The sequence below is a fragment of the Spiroplasma endosymbiont of Cleonymus obscurus genome (assembly GCF_964273375.1).
Taxonomy (GTDB): domain Bacteria; phylum Bacillota_I; class Bacilli_A; order Mycoplasmatales; family VBWQ01; genus Spiroplasma_E.
On the sequence record NZ_CAXWWA010000002.1, the window covers coordinates 999,546 to 1,019,985 of the forward strand.

Genomic DNA, 20,440 nt, shown 5'->3' on the forward strand with positions numbered 1-20,440 from the left:
ATATGTCAGAAGTTAAAGTAGATGTTAAATTATTGAAAAGATTAAGAGATACAACCGATTTACCAATTACTGATTGTAAAGAAGCTTTGATGGAAAAAAATAATATTTTTGAAGCAGCACTTTCCCTATTAAAAATTAAAGGTTTAGCAAAAGCAGAGAAAAAAAGTATTAATAAAGCTACTGAAGGGGTTACTAAAGTTGTTATTAGTGGTAATAATGCAATTATTGGTGAATTAAATTGTCAAACTGAACAAGTTGCTGATTTAGAAGATTTTAATGATTTATTTACTAAGATTTTAGAAACAATTTTAAAACATCAACCTAAAACTATTGAAGAAGCTTTAATGTTAAAAGCTGATGGAAGTAGTGAAAGTTTAAATGATGAGATAAGATTTGCTATCGCTAAATTAGGTGAAAATATTGTTTTAAATCGTTTTCAATATTTAAGTAAAAATAGTGATGAAGTTTTTGGTTCATATGTCCATGGTGGTGGTAAATATAGTGGTTTAGTTATTATCAAAGGTGTTGATAAGGAAAGTGATATTCCAAATAATGTTGCTATGCAATTAGTATCAGCAGATGCTAAATACATTGATATTGATCACATACCTGCAACAGTTCGTGATAAAGAATTATCAATTATTAGTGAAAAAACAAAAGAAGAAGAAAAATTGAAAGCAAAAAAACGTCCTGATAATATTCTTGAAAATATTATAAGAGGTCGTTTTGAAAAAGTATTATCTGAATTAACTATTGTTGATCAACTTTATATTAAAGATAATACAATTAAGGTTAAAGAGTATTTAACTAAAAATCATGCTACAATTATAGCTATGATACGTTATCAATTAGGTGAAAAAATTGATAGTTCTGCCAAATAAACATTTAGGAGGTAAATAAAGTGAATTTTCAAATTATATATTATATTGCATTAGTAATGTTTATATTATTATTAGTTATTCTTTGTTGAGGATGATATAGTTTTAATAAACCAAAAACAACTATTAAATTTTTGAATTTAAAATTATTAGTAGCAACATTAATAGTTGGTGTAATTGGTTTAGTTATCTCGATTGTTCCAATTGGAATGCAAGTTTGAACATTTGAACCAGAATATATTAAATCTGATCCTGCTTTTTTAACTTTATTAATAGTAGAGTATATATTTTTAGTTATCATGTTAGGATTAGCATATATTTTTAGTTTTGATTTTGGTATCGCAGTTGATGAACATAATATTTATTTCTTTGGACAAAGCGTTAATACTAGTAAAATTGTTGCATTGGAACAAAAGAAAAATGTTTTAAAAATTGTTTATGAACAGGGTATTAAAAAAATTAAAAAACGTTTAACAATTATTACTCCACAAGCACAACTTTTTGTTAAAGATCATTTAGCACAAAAAGTTATTGCTAACGTTGAATTAGAAACCGTCGCTGAAAGCGCAAATAATGATTCATTATCTAGTGATAACAGTAAATAAATAAGAAGCCACAAAGCAATCTGTGGCTTTTTATAATATTAAATTTAAGGAGGATGATCAAAAATGGAACAATTTAAATATAAACGAATATTATTAAAAATTAGTGGTGAAGCTTTAGGTGATGGTAGTAATGAATTATATAATAATGAAAGTATTGATAATGTTTGTCAACAAATTCAAACCCTAGTTAAGGCAAAAGTAGAAGTTGGTTTAGTAGTTGGCGGTGGTAATATTTGACGTGGTGCTAAACAAGGAGAAAAGATTGGTTTAAAAAGAATTAATGCTGATTATATGGGAATGTTAGCGACTATTATGAATGCTTTGGTAATTGAATCAAAGTTAAAAGCGCTTAACGTAAAAGTTATTGTGCAAACATCATTAGAGATTAATCAAGTTGCTGAACCTTTTTATTACAAAAAAGCTATTAGTAGTTTTGAAAAAGGCTATGTTTGTATTTTTGCTGGTGGTACTGGTTCACCATACTTTACAACGGATACTGCAGCAGCACTTCGTGCTACTGAAATTAATGCGGATATATTATTAATGGCAAAAAATGGCGTTGATGGTGTTTATGATAAAGATCCAAACATTAACAAAAATGCTATTCGTTATTCACATTTATCATATCAAGATATTACTAATAAACAATTAAAAGTAATGGATTTAACTGCTTCAACAATGTGCATGGAAGCTAACTTGAAAATTATGGTATTTGATATTAAGGTTGAAAACAATATCATTAAAGCAGTACAAAATAAAGCAATTGCAACTATTATTAGCAATCAAAATTAACAAATTAAAGGAGAGAAGATAATATGAAACTATTAGATTTTATTTTATCTATTTTACAAAAAAGCAAAACACCAATCAGAATTTTATTTCCAGAAGGAGATAATGAAAAAGTACAGGCAATAGCTTTAAAAATTATTAATGATAATTCACCTGTTAAAAATTTTATTACACCGGTTTTATTATTTAATAATGATAAAGAAATTCCTAGTAATATTAAAAATTCTAATATTAAAACATTATCTATTGAAGAAAATCAAGTAACAAATTTTACTAATCAATTATATGAATTAAGAAAAGCAAAGGGTTTAACTTTAGAAGCAGCTAATAAATTGGTATTAAGTCGTAATTACTATGGAATGATGTTATTAAATAATAAAGAGGTTAATGGTTTTGTTGGTGGTATTACTTTTACTACTGCTGATATTTTACGTCCAGCTTTGCAAATTATTGGACCAAAAGCAGGTACTAAAACTGTTTCAAGTACATTTATTATGAATAAAAATGAAGAAATATTTTTATTTAGTGATGGTTCAATTAATTTAAATCCAACAGCTGAACAATTAGCAGATATTGCAAAATCTACAATTCACTTTGGTGAACTTTTAGAATTTAATCCAATTAAATTAGCAATGTTATCTTATTCTACTAATACTAGTGGTAGTGGTGAAAGTGTTGATAAAGTACGTAATGCTACTAACTTTGTTCAACAATTAAAATTAAAAAACGTGCAAGTAGCAGGACCAATTCAATTTGATGCTGCTTGAGATCAAGAAGTGCGAAATAAAAAATTCCCAGAATTAACAATTAAAAATCATTGTAATGCATTTATTTTCCCAACTTTAGATGCTGCTAATATTGGTTATAAAATTGCCCAAAGATTAGGTGATTATAAAGCTATTGGTCCTATTGTTTTGGGTTTAAATCAGCCAGTTAATGATCTTTCTCGTGGTGCTACTATTGATGACATTTATTACACAGCATTGATCACTGCTATTCAAACATTAATTAAGAATTAATAAGGAGATAAAACAAATATGTCAGAACAAAATAAAATTTTAGTTATTAATGCCGGAAGTAGTTCTATTAAATTTCAACTTTTTAATGCTATTAATAATGATAAACAACCTCATTTTACTATTCTTTGTAAAGGTTTAGTTGAAAGGATAGCTATTAAAAATAGTAATTTTATTATTGAAATTGCTAATGGTGATAACTTTATTAAACATGAAGTAACAAAAGATATTGCTGATCATGTTATAGGAGCGCAAACAGTAATTGATGCATTAATTGAGTATAAGGTCATTAATAATTTTGATGATATTAAACGAATTGGTCATCGTATGGTTCACGGTGGTCAAAAATTTAATAACTCAATTGTTATTGATGAGAAAGTCATTGCTGGTATCAAAGCATGTATTCCTTTAGCACCATTACATAATCCACCAGCTTTAAAAGGATTATCATCTTTCCAAAAATTAGTTCCACATGCTAAACATGTGGCAGTATTTGATACTTCATTTCATAGTACTATTCCTGAAGAAAAATATCTTTACTCAGTTCCATATGATTGATATAAAACATATGAGGTAAGAAGATATGGATTTCATGGTACTAGTTATCGTTATATTTTAGATAAATTAACTAATATTTTAAATAAACCAAAAGATAAGATTAATGCTATTATTTGTCATTTAGGTAATGGTGCTAGTATTTGTGCTATTAAAAATGGTAAAAGTTTTAATACTAGCATGGGATTAACACCGTTAGATGGTTTAATTATGGGTTCTAGAAGTGGTATCATTGACCCTTCTATTCATGGTTATATGTGTAATGTTAAAGCAGAAGCAACTATTGAAACTGTTACTAATGATTTAAATAAAAGTTCGGGTTTATTAGGAATTAGTGGACATTCTTCTGATTTACGTGATGTTCTTGCAAGTAGTAATGATAAAAACCATAAGTATCATTTACAATCACAATTAGCAATAAAAATGTTTGTGCAAAGAATTGCTAATTATATTGTTCAATATGGTAATGATTTAGATAGTAATATTGATGCATTAGTATTTACTGCAGGTATTGGTGAAAATTCTGCAATTATTCGTCAATTAGTTATTGAGGAAATTAAAGTGTTTACTTTAAAATTAGTAACTAATAAAAATAATGATAAGTATAATGATTACTTAGAAATTAGTGATAAACAATCAGAAGTTCCTATTTTTAAAATTAGAACAAATGAAGAATTAATGATTTGTCAAGATACATATAATTTATTAAAAAATATTTAAAAAATAAAAAAATATATTAAGGTTTTTTATTTTGATATATAATGTTTAAATTAAGTGAAAATACTTAATAATTATCAAATTTTAATTAAAAATAAATACTTTAAAGATTCAAGGAGAAAAAAGTATGGAATTTAAATACATTAAAGAAAAAAATAATCATAAAATTAGTGAGGAAAATCAATATAAAAATTTTGATAAAAATATGATAAATGAAATTAATAAATTAACTAAGAAGTCATCATCAAGTCGTAGTAGGGTTACTTGTCGTGATTGAAAAGAAGAAAGTAATAAAGATAATTATCATGATGGAAATTGACCAATTGCAATTTTAGGTTTTTAAAATGAATGGTATATTGTCTACCGAAAGAAAGAGTTGTAACTATTAAATAAAAAGTGATAAAATAATATATATTTGTATTTGTGATTACACAATAAAAGAAATTGAAAAAAAGTAATAAGTAAGAGAGGATTTTAGCATGGAAAGAAAACAAAAGATAGTTGTTATAGGTGTTAATCATGCCGGAACAACAGCACTAAAGGCAATTATGAGGTCTAATCCAAATAGTGAAGTAGTAGCATATGATCGTAATGATAATATTTCATTTTTAGGATGTGGAATTGCGCTTTGAGTTGGTAAAGAATTTACTGATCCAAAAGGATTATTTTATGCCACAATTGAAAAGTTAAGAGCATTAGGTGTTAAAATTAAAGAAAAACATGAAATGATTAAATATGATAGTAAAGCTAAAATTGTTACTATTAAAAATTTAGATACTAATGAAGTATTTACTGAAAGTTATGATAAGTTAGTATTAGGGATTGGTTCATGACCAATCTTAAATCCAGGTGGTAAAGAAATTCCCGGTTTAATTGCTCATAAAGATGGCGTAGTTGTTAAAGATACTTTAAATGGTGTTAAATTAACAAATGGCATTCATTTATCAAAACTATACCAACATGCTCAAGAAATTATTTCTGATTTGAGTAAACCAGAAGTAAAAAAAGTAGTAGTAATTGGTGCAGGTTATATTGGTATTGAATTAGTAGAAGCTTTTTATAAAGATAAAAAAGAAGTTACTTTAATTGATTTTGAAAATCGTATTATGCCTCGTTATTATGATGAAGAATTTACAAATGATGTTGAAGCAGATATGAAAAAAGTAGGAGTAAAATTACAATTAGGAGAAACTTTACAAGAATTTATTATTAAAGATGATAAAGTGAGTGAAGTAAAAACTAATAAAGGAACATATAAAGCTGATTTAGTAATTATGGCTGTTGGTTTCTTACCAAATACTGCTATCTTGAAAGATGAGAATGGTAAAGTTCAACTTAGCTTAGATCCCCGTGGTGCAATTGAAGTTAATGAATATTTTCAAACTTCAGATCCTAATGTTTATGCAATTGGTGATTGTATTAATATTCGTTCAAATGCTTGAAATAAAAATGTTAATATTGCCTTAGCAACTAATGCTGTACGTAGTGGTTTAATTGCTGGATTAAATGTTGCAAAAACAGATCCTAAAACAAGAATCGCCTTTCCTGGTGTTCAAGGAACAAATGCAATTGCTGTTTTTGGTTGAAAACTATGTGCTACTGGTTTATCAGAAGTTTCTGCAAAAGCAATTTTAGGATCTAATAATGTAGAAGCATATTTTTATCAAGATACAGTGTTTCCACCTTTTATGAGTGAAAATCATGAAGTAAAAATTAAAATTATATGAGAAAAGAGTTCTCGTCGTATTGTTGGAGCTGAAATTGGTTCAACTCATGATCATACAGAAACAATTGCAATGTTTTCATTAGCAATATTGAAAAAGGTTACTATTGATGAAATTCCATTAATTGATATGTATTTCTTACCACACTTTAATAAGCCTTATAACTTTGTTACTGCGGCAGCACTTTTAGCAACAGGAATTTTAACAAAAGAAGATGTTACATATCCAGATCCATATTTAAAAGGTAAGAAAAAAATAGATTGCCTTATCAAATTAATTTTGAGAGGAATAAAATATAATGGTTAGTAATGAAAAATATTTAAAACTTAGAGCAAGAATGACTTTACCAGTTAAAGAAAGTAAATATAAAATTGCTTGATGATTAAAAATTATTTTGATATTTACTTTTCCATTATGGATTATTCCTTTTTTAATTACTAATTTTTTTATTGGTTTGATGATGCGAAATGTTATGGAAAATTTTCAACGAATTGGACGAAGTACTAATCCAAATTTTGCTAAAATTGATCTCAATACTTTGAGTTTTTATAATCGAGATATGGAATTACAAAATGCTCTACAACTAATGATTGATGATAGTAATTGGGATATGATGGAAGCACAAGATATGACGATAACTACTTATGATAATCGCTTGTTATCAGCTTTTTTCATTAATAATCATCAATCTAATAAAAATCATAAATGAATAATTGCAACTCATGGTTGACAACAAAATCGCTATAGCATTTTATATTTAGTTAAACATTTTTATGAACAAGGATATAGTATTGTTACTTATGATACAAGAGGTCATGGTAGTAATAATATCCATGATGCAATTACTTTTGGTAATAAAGAAGCAGATGATTTATATGCTGTTATTTTAAGTCTTAATAATTATTTAGCAGAAACAGATTTTAAACAACCTCCTAATATTACTTTAATTGGTAATAGTATGGGTGCCAGTACTGTTTTGGAAACAATATCTCGATTTGATACTGGTAAATTTGGTGTTAAATGTGCAATTTCTGATTGTGGATTTGATAGTTTTAGTCATATTATTAAAATTATGGGTAAACAATACTTTAACCTTCATTGATTTTGATTTTATTATGGTGTTAAATTTTTCTTTAGGTTAAAAGATAAATTTAATATTAATAGTATTGATCCTATTAATAAATTAAAATATTGTTCTTCAATTCCTGTATTATTTATTCATGGTAATGATGATGAAACTGTACCAGCAACAATGGCACAAAAAATGTATGAAGAGAAAATAAATTATGAAGAAGAAACAATAAGTGAATTATTAATTATGCCATCTGCTAAACATATAAGAGCCGTCACTACCGATTATGATACATATTGCAAAACTACTTTAAAATTTGTTAATAAATGAACAAATTTTAAAACCGAAGATAAAGGAGATTAAATTAATAATGATTTATTATATTAATAATAGCAAAGACCCATATTTTAATTTAGCAGCCGAAGAATATTTGATTACTAATCCTTATATAACTGATGAAATCTTATTATTATGACAAAATAATAATACTATTGTTGTTGGTAGAAACCAAAATACAATTGAAGAAATTAATAATGAATATGTAAGAACAAAAAAAGTTAATGTTGTACGAAGATTATCTGGTGGTGGAGCTGTTTATCAAGATTTAGGAAATTTAAATTTTACTTTTATTCTTGATAAAAATAAAGATAATGCTCGTAATTATGCTCTTTTTACAAAACCAATAGTTAATGTTTTACAAAATCTAGGTTTAAATGCTCAATTTAGTGGTAAAAATGATATTTTAGTTGATGATAAAAAAATATCGGGTAATGCCCAATATACATATAAAAATCGAATTTTACATCATGGTACTATTCTTTTTAATGTTGATATGCAAATGTTACCAAAAGTATTAAAACCTGATTTGGATAAATTAAAATCAAAAGGTATTAAATCAGTACAAGCACGAGTAACAAATATTTTACCATTATTAAATCCACCAATAACAATTGAAGAATTTCAAAATTTAATTATTGAACAATTAAAAAGTACAAAAAATACAAAGATTATGGAATTTTCTGAAAAAATGATTGCTGATATTGAATCATTAGCAAATACTAAATATCGAACTTGAGATTGAGTTTATGGTAAATCTCCAGATTTTGATTTAAAACATAAAACACTTTTTCCTAGTAAAGGAACTATTCACGTTTGAATGAATGTTAAGGCAGGAATTATTGAAAATATTAAAATATATGGTGATTTCCTAGGCTCAGCAGGTACTACTAGTTTAGAAAAAAAACTAGAAAAACAAAAATATAATGTAGCAACTATTACTAATATCATTGAAAATGCTAATATTAACGAAATTTTTGGTGAAAATTTTCTTGCTGAAGAAATCATAAAAAGTATCATAAAATAATGAATAAAATTCTTATTTATGATATCCTTACTTTTATAACTAATATTAAAGAGGAAATATGAAGAAATATTTATGGATTTTATTTATAATGTTTATTTTTATAACACCAATTAGCAATGTTATTACATTTTTAGTAAATAATAGTTTTGATCAAACAAATAGTATAAATGATATTCTTTATCCAACACGTGGTTGACCAAAAAAAGATAGAAATCAATTAAATGTTTGACAATTTTTATATCAAGATGCTATTGATAAAGTAGGTAAACCTGGCTATGATGAAATTGGTATACCAACAGCAGATATTAATGATTATATTAATAATAAAATTATTCATTCACAATCAATGCAAATATACATGGCCTTAACATTGCGAACATATTTTATTGAGTTTACTATTAATAAAATTAATGATCCAAGTAGTAATTATATTAATGCAAATGAATATTTAAACTTATGAGTTATGAAGTATTTTGAAGCTGGTTTTTATTTTCAATGAGTAAAAATTTGAATTCAAGATTTAGGTAGAACAATTGAAAAATCAATTGATATTGATTTTTATACTTTTGATAAATATGTGGAACGAAATAACAAAGGTGAATATATGTGAAATAAACCACCCAGTGACAATACAGTAAAGCCACTATTAATTTTGGATTCTGATATGAAAAAAATGTTTAATCAATTATATGAAGAAATTTTAAATAATAATTTACAAGGAAAATAAAAATGATTATTCTAGAAAATATAAGTAAAAATTATGGTAAAAATCAGGTTTTAAAAAATATTAATTTAGAGATACCTGCTTCACAATCGCTTGCTATTTTAGGTGCTAATGGTTCTGGCAAAACTACTTTGGTTGAAATTATTTCACAAGTTTTAAAATCAACATCAGGTAAAGTATTATTTCTTGATGATGTTGGTAAAAAGGTTAGTCGGAAAATTGGTGTTCAATTTCAAGAAGGTTATTGACCAGTTGGTACACGAATTATTGATTTAATTAAATTTTATAAAAATAAAAAATATATTAAAAGTGAAGAAGGCAAAGGATTAATTGATGTTTTTGAGTTAAATGATATTTTGAAAAAAGAAATTTCTTTACTTTCGGGTGGTCAAAGACAAAGATTTAATTGTTTTTTATCAATTTTAAATGATCCTGAAATTTTAATTTTAGATGAGTTAGTTACTGGTTTAGATTTAAAAATGCAAATTAAACTTGTTAATTTTATTAAGTCATGAAAAGAAATTAAAAAAATTAATTTATTAATTGTTTCACACACACCAGAAGAAGTTGAATTACTTTGTGATCGGGTAGTAATTTTAAAAAATGGTGAAATTTATCAAGACCAAAGTATTGATGCAATTATAAAAAAATATGGTAGTTTACGTAAAATGATGGTGGAGTATTATCAAAATGAAGTTAATGGTAACTAAAGAATTATTCAAACAAAGTACTGTTTCTAAATTTTCAAGACTTTTTTCTTTAATTTCAAAAGTAATTTTTGGAAATCCTAGAACTTATATTTTTGTATTTTTATTAGGTTTTTTAATTTCTGCATTATCATCGTGATTATGAAATAATTATAGTTATTATCAAATTTTACCCCCCATTTTGTTAAATTTTTTATCAATATCAGTTTTTATTTCATCTTTTTATTTAGGAATATTTATGATTGAATGGCGAAAGAAAAACTTTTTAAAAAGAATAAAAATAATTGGTATTAATGAATATTATATTATTTTAACAATTTTTTTATCAAATTTAATAATGGTATCATTATCAGTAAGTATTAATATTATTTGTTATAATATTTATTCTTTAATTTCAATATTTAATTTTCATCTAAATTTACTTTCTAATATTAGATGATTTATTTGAATTTTCTATATATTTGTTATGATATTATTAACATTTTTTTTAACAGTTGCTAACATATTTATTACAACATTTTTTTCTAAGTTTAATTTATCATTTGTAATGCTTGCTATTTTTACCATATTTTTCATTATTTTTTCGGATGTTTTAATTCAACCAACAGTAACTAACAATAATTTAATATTTATTGTTATTGGTTATTTGTGTCCAACTAAATATTTTATTTGGTTTAATATGTTGATTACTTCATATCAATTTTTAGATTCACTAGGAATAAGTCAAATTATTCAAAATTATAATGAAATATCATTTGTTGTTTTTACTAGTATTTGGCAAACATTAATTGGAATCTTGATATTTACTATGTTGTTTTCTTATTTATCAAAAAGATTTTTTAATTGAGGAATGAAAGGATAAAAATTGATGAAAAAAATATTATTACTTTTTAGTGTTTTTAGTTTAATTTCTGCTCCTGCTAGTTTAGTAGTTGCTTGTAATATTGGTAGTTTAGATGGTAGTGATTATTTAAATGGTTTACCAAATTTTGACTGAACAAATTCAGATTATGGAGATGGTATTAATTTTGATAATACTAACTCGCAAAATGTTATTAATAATATTGGTAATATTAATGATTTGGGAAATGTTAAACCAAGCAATACTGGTCATTATTTAAATTATTCAAAATTTAATACTGGTTTTCAATGAACACAAAACTGGAATGGCAACCCTTTTTAGGACTATTTTTTGGTAGACATTTTTTCATGATATTTAACTGGAGTTAGGTAGTTTAAAGTGCTGTGGATTCGTATGTTGTTGTATCAATTGATATAATCAAATAATTCTAATTTTAATTGGATTAATGATGTAAAATTTTTATCATTAATAAATTCAGTTTTGAAAGTTTTGAAAGTTGCTTCAGCAACAGCATTATCATAAGGACAACCTTTTTTGCTTAAAGAACGGGTAATATTGAATGCTAATAAAAGTTTATCAATAGTTTTATTATTGAATTCATTACCGCGATCACTATGAAATATTTGAATATCTTTTAAATAGCGATTTGATTGCATAAATGCTTGATATACTAATGATGCATCTTTTTTAGTACCTACACACTATGTCCAATAATTTCGCGGTTAAATAGGTCGATTAATAAGCAAATATAGTTTCACTTACCATTAACTTGAACATAAGTTAAATCACTAACAATAACTTCATTTTTAAGCCTATTATTAAAGTTTCTATTCACAAGATTGCTTATTTGGCTATCATTGACTTTGTTATGATGATTTTTAAATGATAATTTAGTGTATTTTGATATTAAATTATGCTGATTCATAATTTCTTTAATTTTTTTGCGTGATAAATAAATTTCTTTATTTTCTAGACTGACTTTTAATCTTCTTGTTCCATAAACTTCTTTATTTTGTTTAAAAGCACTAATAACAGCTTCATCATACATATTATTTTTGATTTTATCTTCTTTTTTCTTTAAATTAAAATAATATGTTGATTTAGAAAGTTTTAAAAAACGACAAATTGGACGAATTTTATATTTAGATTTATTATTTGTAATAATCTCTACTTTCTGCCTATTATTAGTGCTGCTTGCTTTAAAATATCATTCTCCATTCTTAATTGTTTTAATTCTTTATTTGCTTGAATTAATTGTTTTTCTAAATCCGAAAGATTATCTTTAGTTTTAAAACTGCCTGAATTTGTAAATTGCTTAATTCATTTATAAGTAGCTGCTCTTGTAACGTTGTATTCTTTAGCAAGGCAAGATACTGATTTGCCATTTTGATATAAAGATACTATTTGTTTTTTAAATTCATCATTATATGAGTTAATATTGGCCATAATTATATTTCCTTTCTTTTAACTAATTTGTTCACTTGTCTACGTAATTAGTGTCCAATAAAGTGTAACCCATCCACCCTTTTTAGGACTATTTTTTGGTAGACATTTTTTCATGATATTTAACTGGAGTTAGGTAGTTTAAAGTGCTGTGGATTCGTATGTTGTTGTATCAATTGATATAATCAAATAATTCTAATTTTAATTGGATTAATGATGTAAAATTTTTATCATTAATAAATTCAGTTTTGAAAGTTTTGAAAGTTGCTTCAGCAACAGCATTATCATAAGGACAACCTTTTTTGCTTAAAGAACGGGTAATATTGAATGCTAATAAAAGTTTATCAATAGTTTTATTATTGAATTCATTACCGCGATCACTATGAAATATTTGAATATCTTTTAAACAGCGATTTGATTGCATAAATGCTTGATATACTAATGATGCATCTTTTTTAGTACACCTACACTATGTCCAATAATTTCGCGGTTAAATAGGTCGATTAATAAGCAAATATAGTTTCACTTACCATTAACTTGAACATAAGTTAAATCACTAACAATAACTTCATTTTTAAGCCTATTATTAAAGTTTCTATTCACAAGATTGCTTATTTGGCTATCATTGACTTTGTTATGATGATTTTTAAATGATAATTTAGTGTATTTTGATATTAAATTATGCTGATTCATAATTTCTTTAATTTTTTTTGCGTGATAAATAAATTTCTTTATTTTCTAGACTGACTTTTAATCTTCTTGTTCCATAAACTTCTTTATTTTGTTTAAAAGCACTAATAACAGCTTCATCATACATATTATTTTTGATTTTATCTTCTTTTTTCTTTAAATTAAAATAATATGTTGATTTAGAAAGTTTTAAAAAACGACAAATTGGACGAATTTTATATTTAGATTTATTATTTGTAATAATCTCTACTTTCTGCCTATTATTAGTGCTGCTTGCTTTAAAATATCATTCTCCATTCTTAATTGTTTTAATTCTTTATTTGCTTGAATTAATTGTTTTTCTAAATCCGAAAGATTATCTTTAGTTTTAAAACTGCCTGAATTTGTAAATTGCTTAATTCATTTATAAGTAGCTGCTCTTGTAACGTTGTATTCTTTAGCAAGGCAAGATACTGATTTGCCATTTTGATATAAAGATACTATTTGTTTTTTAAATTCATCATTATATGAGTTAATATTGGCCATAATTATATTTCCTTTCTTTTAACTAATTTGTTCACTTGTCTACGTAATTAGTGTCCAATAAAGTGTAACCCATCCACATAAAACAAAATTTGGCAATACTGCTTTAACAAAGGCCGCTAAAAATGGCCATTTAAATGTAGTTGATTTATTAATAGCCAATGGTGCTGATATTAATCAAATAAATTTACGTGGTGAAACTGCTTTAATAAGAGCACAAAAACAAAAACATACAAAAGTAGAAAAAATTTTAACAAAACAATGTTCTTTAGAATCTAATAAAAATGAAATCAATGCAACTAATTATAATAATAAACCATCAATAAAGGTTACTGTTCTTTTAAAACAAAAGAACAGTAACCTTGTTAAATGTTTAATCTTATCTATTATAAAACTTTTTATTATTTATGCCATATTTTTAATATTATTAATTAATTGATAATTAATAGGATTATTAAAATTATTATCTTCGTGCACACATTTTCCAACGTGAATATCATTAATACCATTTTTTAATAAAACATTAACATTTTCTAAATTAACTCCACCACCAGCAAGAATTTTTATTGGTAAATTTAATTTCTTTAATTCTTTAAATTTATTAATATTATTTACAATATTATCTTGACCACCAGAAGTTAAAACTGTAGTAACACCTAATTTTACTAACTGTTCTAAAGCTTGTTTTTTATTAAAAATTTCATCAAAAGCACGATGAAAAGTTATTTTTAAAGGCTTTGCTAATTTAATAATTTCACTCATTCTTTCAACATCAATATTATTATCTTTAGTTAAAATACCACAAACAATACCTGATGCATGAGTTGTTTTAATAAATTCAATATCTCTTTTAAAGATTTTAAAATCATTATCAGTAATATTAAAACCATTATTATTATTTCTAACCATAACCATTACTGGTTTCAATGAAATTTTACATGCTTCAGCAATCAATTCATAATTTGGAGTATAACCACCAAATTCCATAGCAGTACAAAGTTCAACTTGATTAGCTAAAGAATTATTAATTTTTTCTATATCTTTTAAAGATGTAGCTATTACTTCTAAAAACATAAAATATCTCTCCCCATCTTATTTTTTTGATAAATAAGTTTTCAATAAACTAACTTTATCTAATTTCTCTCAAGGTAATTGTAAATCATTTCTACCAAAATGACCATAAGTTGATAATTGTTGATAATTTTGTTTAAATAACTCTAATTTATCAATCATAGCACTAGCAGAACAATCAAAGACTTGATAAATTATTTCTGTTAATTTTGCCTCTGTTAAACCGGAAATAATAGTTTGATGAGTATTAACAAATATTGCAATTGGTTCAGGAGTTCCAATTGCATAAGCTAATTGTACTTCACAAATCTTTGCTAAGTTAGCAGCAACAATATTTTTAGCAATATACCTAGCATAATAAGCACCCGTTCTATCAACTTTAGTGGGATCTTTTCCTGAAAAAGCTCCCCCGCCATGACAAGCAGCTCCACCATAAGTATCAACCATTAATTTTCTTCCTGTTAAACCAGTATCACCAGCAGGTCCACCAATTACAAATTTACCAGTTGGATTAATTAAATATTTAAAATCAAAATTTAAATGATATTTATTAACAATATATTGCATAATTTCTTTATGAATAAATGTTTTAAATTGTTTTTCATCATAATTTGCTTGATGTTGAATGCTCATTAAAATAGTATGTATTTTTAAATTTTTAGGGTCTTCTTGATCAATAGTAACTTGCGCTTTCATATCAAGAAGTGCATACTTAAATTTTTTTTCCTTTCGTAATTTTGTAGCTCGTTTAATTAATTCATGTGCTAAAACAATTGCTAATGGCATATATTCTGATGTTTGCTGACATGCATAACCAAACATTATTCCTTGATCACCAGCACCAATTTGATGATTTTTTAATTCAACACCTTGTAAAATATCAGGTGATTGTTCATGAATTAACACTTTAATTTCACAAGTAAAACCATTAAATCCAATTTCATCATTTATATAACCAATTTCAGTAATAACTTTTCGCGCAATTGCTTGATAATCAACTTGAGCATGACTATGAACTTCACCACCAATTAAAACAAAATTTGTAGTAATAAAAACCTCACATGCTACTTTGGCATGTGGATCTTGTTTTAAAAAAGCATCTAAAATTGCATCAGCAATTTGATCGCAAATCTTATCAGGATGACCAGGAGCAACAGACTCACTAGTAAAAAGAGGATGGGTAATATTAGGTATTAATTTCATATTTTTTAACCTTTCTCAAGTAAAATTTTTTTTGTAATTCATGGCATAATTTCATTATCAAATATATCTTTAATATTAGGTTCATTAATTAAAGCATGTTTACCATCAAAAATAAAAACATAACTATGATGTTTCTTCCAATATTTTTTATTAATTTTAAGTTGATGAAAATCACTAAATACATCATCAGCACTTTGCAAGATTAACGTTGGAAGTTTTGAATTACTAATTTCCATTATACTTTTTTTATTAATTTTTTTAAATTGTAGTAAAAAACGTAATGATCAATTTTGACGATTACTATATCTTTGATTTATATTAGTAATATGAGCATTATTACTAGAAATATCTTGATTTTCAACATAGATTGGCATTTGAATATTAGAATTAAAAATAAAAGCAAAACAAAAACAAATAATAAAACTTAATGAAAATTGATAAAGATTTTTTTTAGTTACTAAATTACTAGTAATTAATGCTGATACTTGTGAATTATTTTTAACAGCATGACTAGCAATAGCTGCGCCTAATGATTCACCAAAAATAATAATTTTTTGATTAGGATATTTAGATTTTACTGCACTTATTATATCTTTTAAATCATTAATATCAGTACCTAATGATTTAAATTTTCAATCTTGTCCATTTTTACCATTACCTCTTCGATCATAAGTAATTAAAGATAGTTGTGATTTTTTACAAAAAGAACTTAATAATTTAAAATCATCTTTTTGACCTTGCAAGCCATGAGCACCAATAATAATGACTGTACTTTTATCAACCATTTGTTTAAATAATTTTACTTCATAACCATCACGTAAAATAATTACCTTTTCTCGTATTTCAGCAGCTTGTTGTACATGAACATTATCTTTAATTTTTGCCATTAATAAAATTCTTAAAATTATTAAAATAATTAATATACTAATCCCAATTAAAATCGAATATAAACCATTTTTATCAGTAAAAAAATTAGCATTGTTTCATATCATGTTAAAGTTAGTCCCTTCCTATATTTGTAATTATTCGTAAATTTTAAAATTAGGTGCTTGTGGATGAATAAAAATACGTTCAATTTTTTGTGCTTTATTTGTCTCATCATTAATAGTTAATAAAACAGCTGAAAATTGACCTTCACCATCAGCTGGACTAAATTTTGCCGGCATACTTTTTTTATCACGAATAATAACTTCTTCAGCTTTAGCACCAATAATAGAATAAAACGGACCTGTCATTCCAACATCACTAATAAAAGCAGTACCTTTTGGTAATAAACGATTATCTGCTGTTTGAACATGAGTATGAGTTCCTACCACACAAGTAACTTGACCATCAAAATTTCAAGCAAAAGATAACTTTTCCGCTGTTGCTTCAGCATGAAAATCAATAATATGAATGTCACTTTTTTCTTCACTATTTTGTTTATCAATCGTAATAAGTTGTTCAAGAGCAAAATAAGGATTATCAGATTTATCCATGAAAGTACGACCAATTAAGTTTGTTACACGTACTTTTTTATTACCAACTTTAACTAAAATTGTACCATTACCTGGATGATAAGGATTATAATTTAAAGGACGCAATAAATCGGGAGTTGTATTAATATACTTAGCAACATCAGGATGACCAAAAATATGATTACCGGTAGTAATAATATCAATACCAGCATTTTTTAATTCATCATAGTGTTTTTTACATAATGATTTACCATGAGTAGTATTTTCACCATTCGCAACTACTAAATCAATCTTAAATTGATTTTCATATTCCTTTTTTATTTTAGGAATTCAATATTTAACCATTTGTCTACCAACAATACTGTAAATATCACCAATTATTAAAATCTTCATTAATTTCCACTTGCTTTATTCTATTTTATCAATTTCTTGTAAAACTTTAATAAAATTATACTTTTCTGTATATTTTTCATATATTACTTGTCGTTGTTTATATTTTTCATAAAGATGCAACTTACTTTCATATTTATTTAATAAAATAATAACTTTTTGTAGACTATCATGAACAGCCGTTCGTGATACTTTTTGTAAATCAGCGATTTCTTGTAAAGATAAATTCTCAATAAAGTAATTTGTAAAATATTGTTTTTGTTTTGCTGTTAATAATGTATTATAAAAAGCAAATAAACTATAATATAAAACTTGTTTTTCTAAACTATTCATTTTCATACTCCACAAACAAATTACTTGTTAAACTAAAAATATACTTATCTAAATCAAACTCTTCCAAGTCATTAATACCTTCACCAAAACCCATTAATTTAACAGGAATATCTAATTCTTCCTTAATAGCAAGAATAATGCCACCTTTAGCAGTGCCATCCATTTTTGTTAAAATAATGCCAGTCAAAGAAACAATTTTCATAAATTCTTGCGCTTGATTAATACCATTTTGTCCAGTTGTACCATCAATTACAAACAATGTTTCATTAGCTTCATGTCCTAATTTCTGAGTAATAATTTTATTAATCTTTTTTAACTCCTGCATCAAATTAACTTTATTTTCTAATCTCCCTGCTGTATCAACAATAATAACATCACAACCTTCAGATTTAGCTGCTTCAATTCCAGCATAAACAACACTAGCTGGATCTTGCTTTGGTGTTCCTAAATAACAAGGAATACCAATTCTTTCTGCTCAAATTTGCAATTGTTCAACTGCACCAGCACGAAAAGTATCAGCAGCAACTAGAATTGGTTTTTTACCTTGTGTTTTTAATTTAGCTGCTAATTTAGCTGCTGATGTTGTCTTACCATTACCATTAACACCAACAACTAAAAATAACGAAATATTATTACTACTAAAATTTAATCTTGTAGAAACCAACTGACCATCAGTATAAATAACAAACATTTTATCAATAATAATATCATTAATATCTTTTGGTTTTGTTAATTTTTGGATTTTAGCTTCATGACGAATTTCATCAGTAATAGTTTCTGCCATTTTGTATCCAACATCTGCTAAAATTAATACTTCAGTTAATTCTTCAAAATATTGTTCATCAAGTTGATGATAACGCGCTGCTAATGCTTTAATTTTAGATGCAAATAATGTTCTTGACTTTTTAAGGCCCTGATCATATTTAGTTGTCTTTTGACCAAATAATTTTGTCTTTAAATTTTTAAAAAATGCCATATTTTCACCTACATTGTTTATTATACCAATAAATAACTAGTTATTTATGACATTAATACTTTAATTTTATTAAAATATTAATAGTACGATTTAAAAGTTTTATTTAATAAGTAATTTATTATATTTTAATTTAATAATAAATCCAAAAAATATCAATCATTTTTTCTTGATTTTAGCTAAAAATAAAAGATTGCTTTTGCAATCTTTTAACTTGTTTTATTAAATACATGATGAATTTGATGGGTTATATCCACTTGTTGAAGGTTGATTTTGTAAATCCATTGCATTTATTTTTTTAGTTTTATTAAAATTTAATCGGTTTATTTTTTCTTTAAATACATGTTTCTCATTATTAACAATTTCTTTTTCTAATAATAAATTTTTAAGTTGATCAGTCTTAATTAAAATATCCTTATTTATATCTTTGTTCTTATTAACACAACCAAAAGTAAAAATAATAATAATATAATTTAATAGTGAATTTATTTTTTTCTGTTCAAAATGTGCAATATCTCTTTCAATATTGGTAATTTCTCTTTCAATATTAGTAATTCTTTTAGTTATATTTAATAAGATTTGTTGATTTTGTTTTATTCTTAATTTTTTCATTTTTTTTAAAAAAAATTTAGAAACTTTCTTATCTTTTGAAAAATCTTTGGCAAAAGATAAACTATCATTACCCATTTTATCTTTCTCAATAAAATTAGCACCTTTATCAATTAATAAATTAATAAATTTTAAATCAGCATTACCCATTATAGCATAATGTAAAGGAGTATTATCTCTATTATTTTTGGCATTTATATTAACGCCATATTTAATTAATAGATCTGCAGCTTCTAAAAAATTATGAAAACATGCATAATGTAAAGGAGTATTACCAGAATTATCTTTTTCATTTATATTTAAATTATTTATTTTATTAGTAAGAAAATAAATAACTTCCTTATTATTACCATTTTGTAAAAAGTAAATAAAAAGTTTTTGATCAAAAACTTTTCTTAAGTTTTCATCCGTTAATATTCTTTTTGCTTCATTCAATTCTTGCATTTTAAGTTTTGATTGAGGATTATTATTTTTATCTGGGTGAGTTTTTAGAGCAGTCTGTTTGAATTTTTTTTTAATTTCTGCTACTGATGCTGTTGGTAATACATTTAATATATCATAATAATTAGAAATTAATGATTCATCTTTCAAAATTCTTTTTTTCTCCTTTCAAAATAAAAAACCCATTTACTTTAAAATAAAGTAATGAGTTAAAAACTATATTTAGTTTTCAAATAAAGTATACATATTTGACTATTAATTTGGTAAATTTAAATATTTAAATTTACCAAACATTC

Annotated in this window: 21 protein-coding genes and 2 pseudogenes; 14 read left to right on the top strand and 9 right to left on the bottom strand. The window is 24.9% G+C overall.

The genetic code is table 4. From position 1 onward, the window contains the following. Window positions 1-2 precede the first annotated feature (2 nt). From tsf to ACI2WJ_RS06400, 13 genes are all read left to right on the top strand, one after another. The gene (tsf, locus tag ACI2WJ_RS06340) at window positions 3-881 is read left to right on the top strand and encodes a translation elongation factor Ts (protein WP_400255182.1); all 879 of its coding nucleotides are present in this window, start codon (window positions 3-5) and stop codon (window positions 879-881) included. 20 nt (window positions 882-901) lie between these two features. After that, window positions 902-1,483, top strand: a complete 582-nt coding sequence (locus ACI2WJ_RS06345) for a hypothetical protein (protein ID WP_400255183.1) — start codon at window positions 902-904, stop codon at window positions 1,481-1,483. A 63-nt stretch (window positions 1,484-1,546) separates the two neighbouring features. Further along, window positions 1,547-2,275: a UMP kinase gene (pyrH, locus tag ACI2WJ_RS06350; RefSeq protein WP_338957346.1), complete on the top strand. Its 729-nt coding sequence runs from the start codon at window positions 1,547-1,549 to the stop codon at window positions 2,273-2,275. Between the two features lie 23 nt (window positions 2,276-2,298). After that, window positions 2,299-3,291 carry a phosphate acetyltransferase gene (gene pta / locus ACI2WJ_RS06355; protein WP_400255184.1) on the top strand — a complete coding sequence of 331 codons (993 nt, stop codon included), beginning with the start codon at window positions 2,299-2,301 and terminating at the stop codon, window positions 3,289-3,291. 18 nt (window positions 3,292-3,309) lie between these two features. Then, window positions 3,310-4,563 (top strand): acetate kinase, encoded by a 1,254-nt coding sequence (locus ACI2WJ_RS06360; RefSeq protein ID WP_252319743.1) that lies wholly within the window; start codon window positions 3,310-3,312, stop codon window positions 4,561-4,563. Window positions 4,564-4,687: 124 nt separating this feature from the next. Then, the gene (locus ACI2WJ_RS06365) at window positions 4,688-4,903 is read left to right on the top strand and encodes a hypothetical protein (RefSeq protein ID WP_174481599.1); all 216 of its coding nucleotides are present in this window, start codon (window positions 4,688-4,690) and stop codon (window positions 4,901-4,903) included. A gap of 136 nt (window positions 4,904-5,039) precedes the next feature. Then, window positions 5,040-6,590 carry an FAD-dependent oxidoreductase gene (locus tag ACI2WJ_RS06370; RefSeq protein ID WP_400255185.1) on the top strand — a complete coding sequence of 517 codons (1,551 nt, stop codon included), beginning with the start codon at window positions 5,040-5,042 and terminating at the stop codon, window positions 6,588-6,590. Continuing rightward, the gene (locus ACI2WJ_RS06375) at window positions 6,583-7,719 is read left to right on the top strand and encodes an alpha/beta hydrolase (protein ID WP_338957284.1); all 1,137 of its coding nucleotides are present in this window, start codon (window positions 6,583-6,585) and stop codon (window positions 7,717-7,719) included. The genes ACI2WJ_RS06370 and ACI2WJ_RS06375 overlap by 8 nt, the downstream gene beginning before the upstream one ends. 7 nt (window positions 7,720-7,726) lie before the next feature. Further along, on the top strand, window positions 7,727-8,719 hold the full coding sequence (locus ACI2WJ_RS06380; protein WP_338957282.1) for a lipoate--protein ligase: 993 nt from the start codon (window positions 7,727-7,729) through the stop codon (window positions 8,717-8,719). 58 nt (window positions 8,720-8,777) lie between these two features. Further along, entirely contained in the window at window positions 8,778-9,446 is a 669-nt protein-coding gene (locus ACI2WJ_RS06385) for a hypothetical protein (protein ID WP_400255186.1), read from the top strand. 2 nt (window positions 9,447-9,448) lie between these two features. After that, window positions 9,449-10,153 carry an ATP-binding cassette domain-containing protein gene (locus tag ACI2WJ_RS06390; protein WP_400255187.1) on the top strand — a complete coding sequence of 235 codons (705 nt, stop codon included), beginning with the start codon at window positions 9,449-9,451 and terminating at the stop codon, window positions 10,151-10,153. Then, window positions 10,134-11,012 (top strand): hypothetical protein, encoded by an 879-nt coding sequence (locus ACI2WJ_RS06395; protein ID WP_400255188.1) that lies wholly within the window; start codon window positions 10,134-10,136, stop codon window positions 11,010-11,012. Before ACI2WJ_RS06390 ends, ACI2WJ_RS06395 begins: the two co-directional genes overlap by 20 nt. A 6-nt stretch (window positions 11,013-11,018) precedes the next feature. After that, window positions 11,019-11,333 (top strand): lipoprotein, encoded by a 315-nt coding sequence (locus tag ACI2WJ_RS06400; RefSeq protein WP_400255189.1) that lies wholly within the window; start codon window positions 11,019-11,021, stop codon window positions 11,331-11,333. A 2-nt stretch (window positions 11,334-11,335) separates the two neighbouring features. Here the strand turns inward: ACI2WJ_RS06400 and ACI2WJ_RS06405 are convergent. Continuing rightward, a pseudogene (locus ACI2WJ_RS06405) lies at window positions 11,336-12,458 on the bottom strand (IS3 family transposase). Window positions 12,459-12,546: 88 nt separating this feature from the next. After that, a pseudogene (locus ACI2WJ_RS06410) lies at window positions 12,547-13,670 on the bottom strand (IS3 family transposase). 103 nt (window positions 13,671-13,773) lie between these two features. Between ACI2WJ_RS06410 and ACI2WJ_RS06415 the strand changes: the two are divergent. Then, complete coding sequence (locus ACI2WJ_RS06415) at window positions 13,774-14,109, top strand: ankyrin repeat domain-containing protein (protein ID WP_400255258.1); 336 nt, start codon at window positions 13,774-13,776, stop codon at window positions 14,107-14,109. On the opposite strand, the gene ACI2WJ_RS06420 is transcribed toward ACI2WJ_RS06415, so the two are convergent. From ACI2WJ_RS06420 to ACI2WJ_RS06450, 7 genes are all read right to left on the bottom strand, one after another. After that, window positions 14,073-14,741: a copper homeostasis protein CutC gene (locus ACI2WJ_RS06420; RefSeq protein WP_339039785.1), complete on the bottom strand. Its 669-nt coding sequence runs from the start codon at window positions 14,739-14,741 to the stop codon at window positions 14,073-14,075. The two genes, ACI2WJ_RS06415 and ACI2WJ_RS06420, sit on opposite strands and share 37 nt — an antisense overlap. An 18-nt stretch (window positions 14,742-14,759) precedes the next feature. Then, complete coding sequence (gene metK, locus ACI2WJ_RS06425) at window positions 14,760-15,935, bottom strand: methionine adenosyltransferase (RefSeq protein WP_400255259.1); 1,176 nt, start codon at window positions 15,933-15,935, stop codon at window positions 14,760-14,762. Between the two features lie 11 nt (window positions 15,936-15,946). Beyond that, on the bottom strand, window positions 15,947-16,933 hold the full coding sequence (locus tag ACI2WJ_RS06430) for an alpha/beta fold hydrolase (RefSeq protein WP_338957768.1): 987 nt from the start codon (window positions 16,931-16,933) through the stop codon (window positions 15,947-15,949). A 30-nt stretch (window positions 16,934-16,963) separates the two neighbouring features. Further along, window positions 16,964-17,791: a TIGR00282 family metallophosphoesterase gene (locus tag ACI2WJ_RS06435; RefSeq protein WP_174480992.1), complete on the bottom strand. Its 828-nt coding sequence runs from the start codon at window positions 17,789-17,791 to the stop codon at window positions 16,964-16,966. Window positions 17,792-17,806: 15 nt separating this feature from the next. Then, the gene (gene ylxM, locus ACI2WJ_RS06440; protein WP_174481096.1) at window positions 17,807-18,121 is read right to left on the bottom strand and encodes a YlxM family DNA-binding protein; all 315 of its coding nucleotides are present in this window, start codon (window positions 18,119-18,121) and stop codon (window positions 17,807-17,809) included. Next, window positions 18,114-19,097, bottom strand: coding sequence for a signal recognition particle-docking protein FtsY (gene ftsY / locus ACI2WJ_RS06445; protein WP_400255190.1), 984 nt, complete (start codon window positions 19,095-19,097; stop codon window positions 18,114-18,116). Before ftsY ends, ylxM begins: the two co-directional genes overlap by 8 nt. Window positions 19,098-19,316: 219 nt before the next feature. Continuing rightward, on the bottom strand, window positions 19,317-20,294 hold the full coding sequence (locus ACI2WJ_RS06450; protein WP_338957772.1) for a DnaJ domain-containing protein: 978 nt from the start codon (window positions 20,292-20,294) through the stop codon (window positions 19,317-19,319). Between the last annotated feature and the right edge of the window lie 146 nt (window positions 20,295-20,440).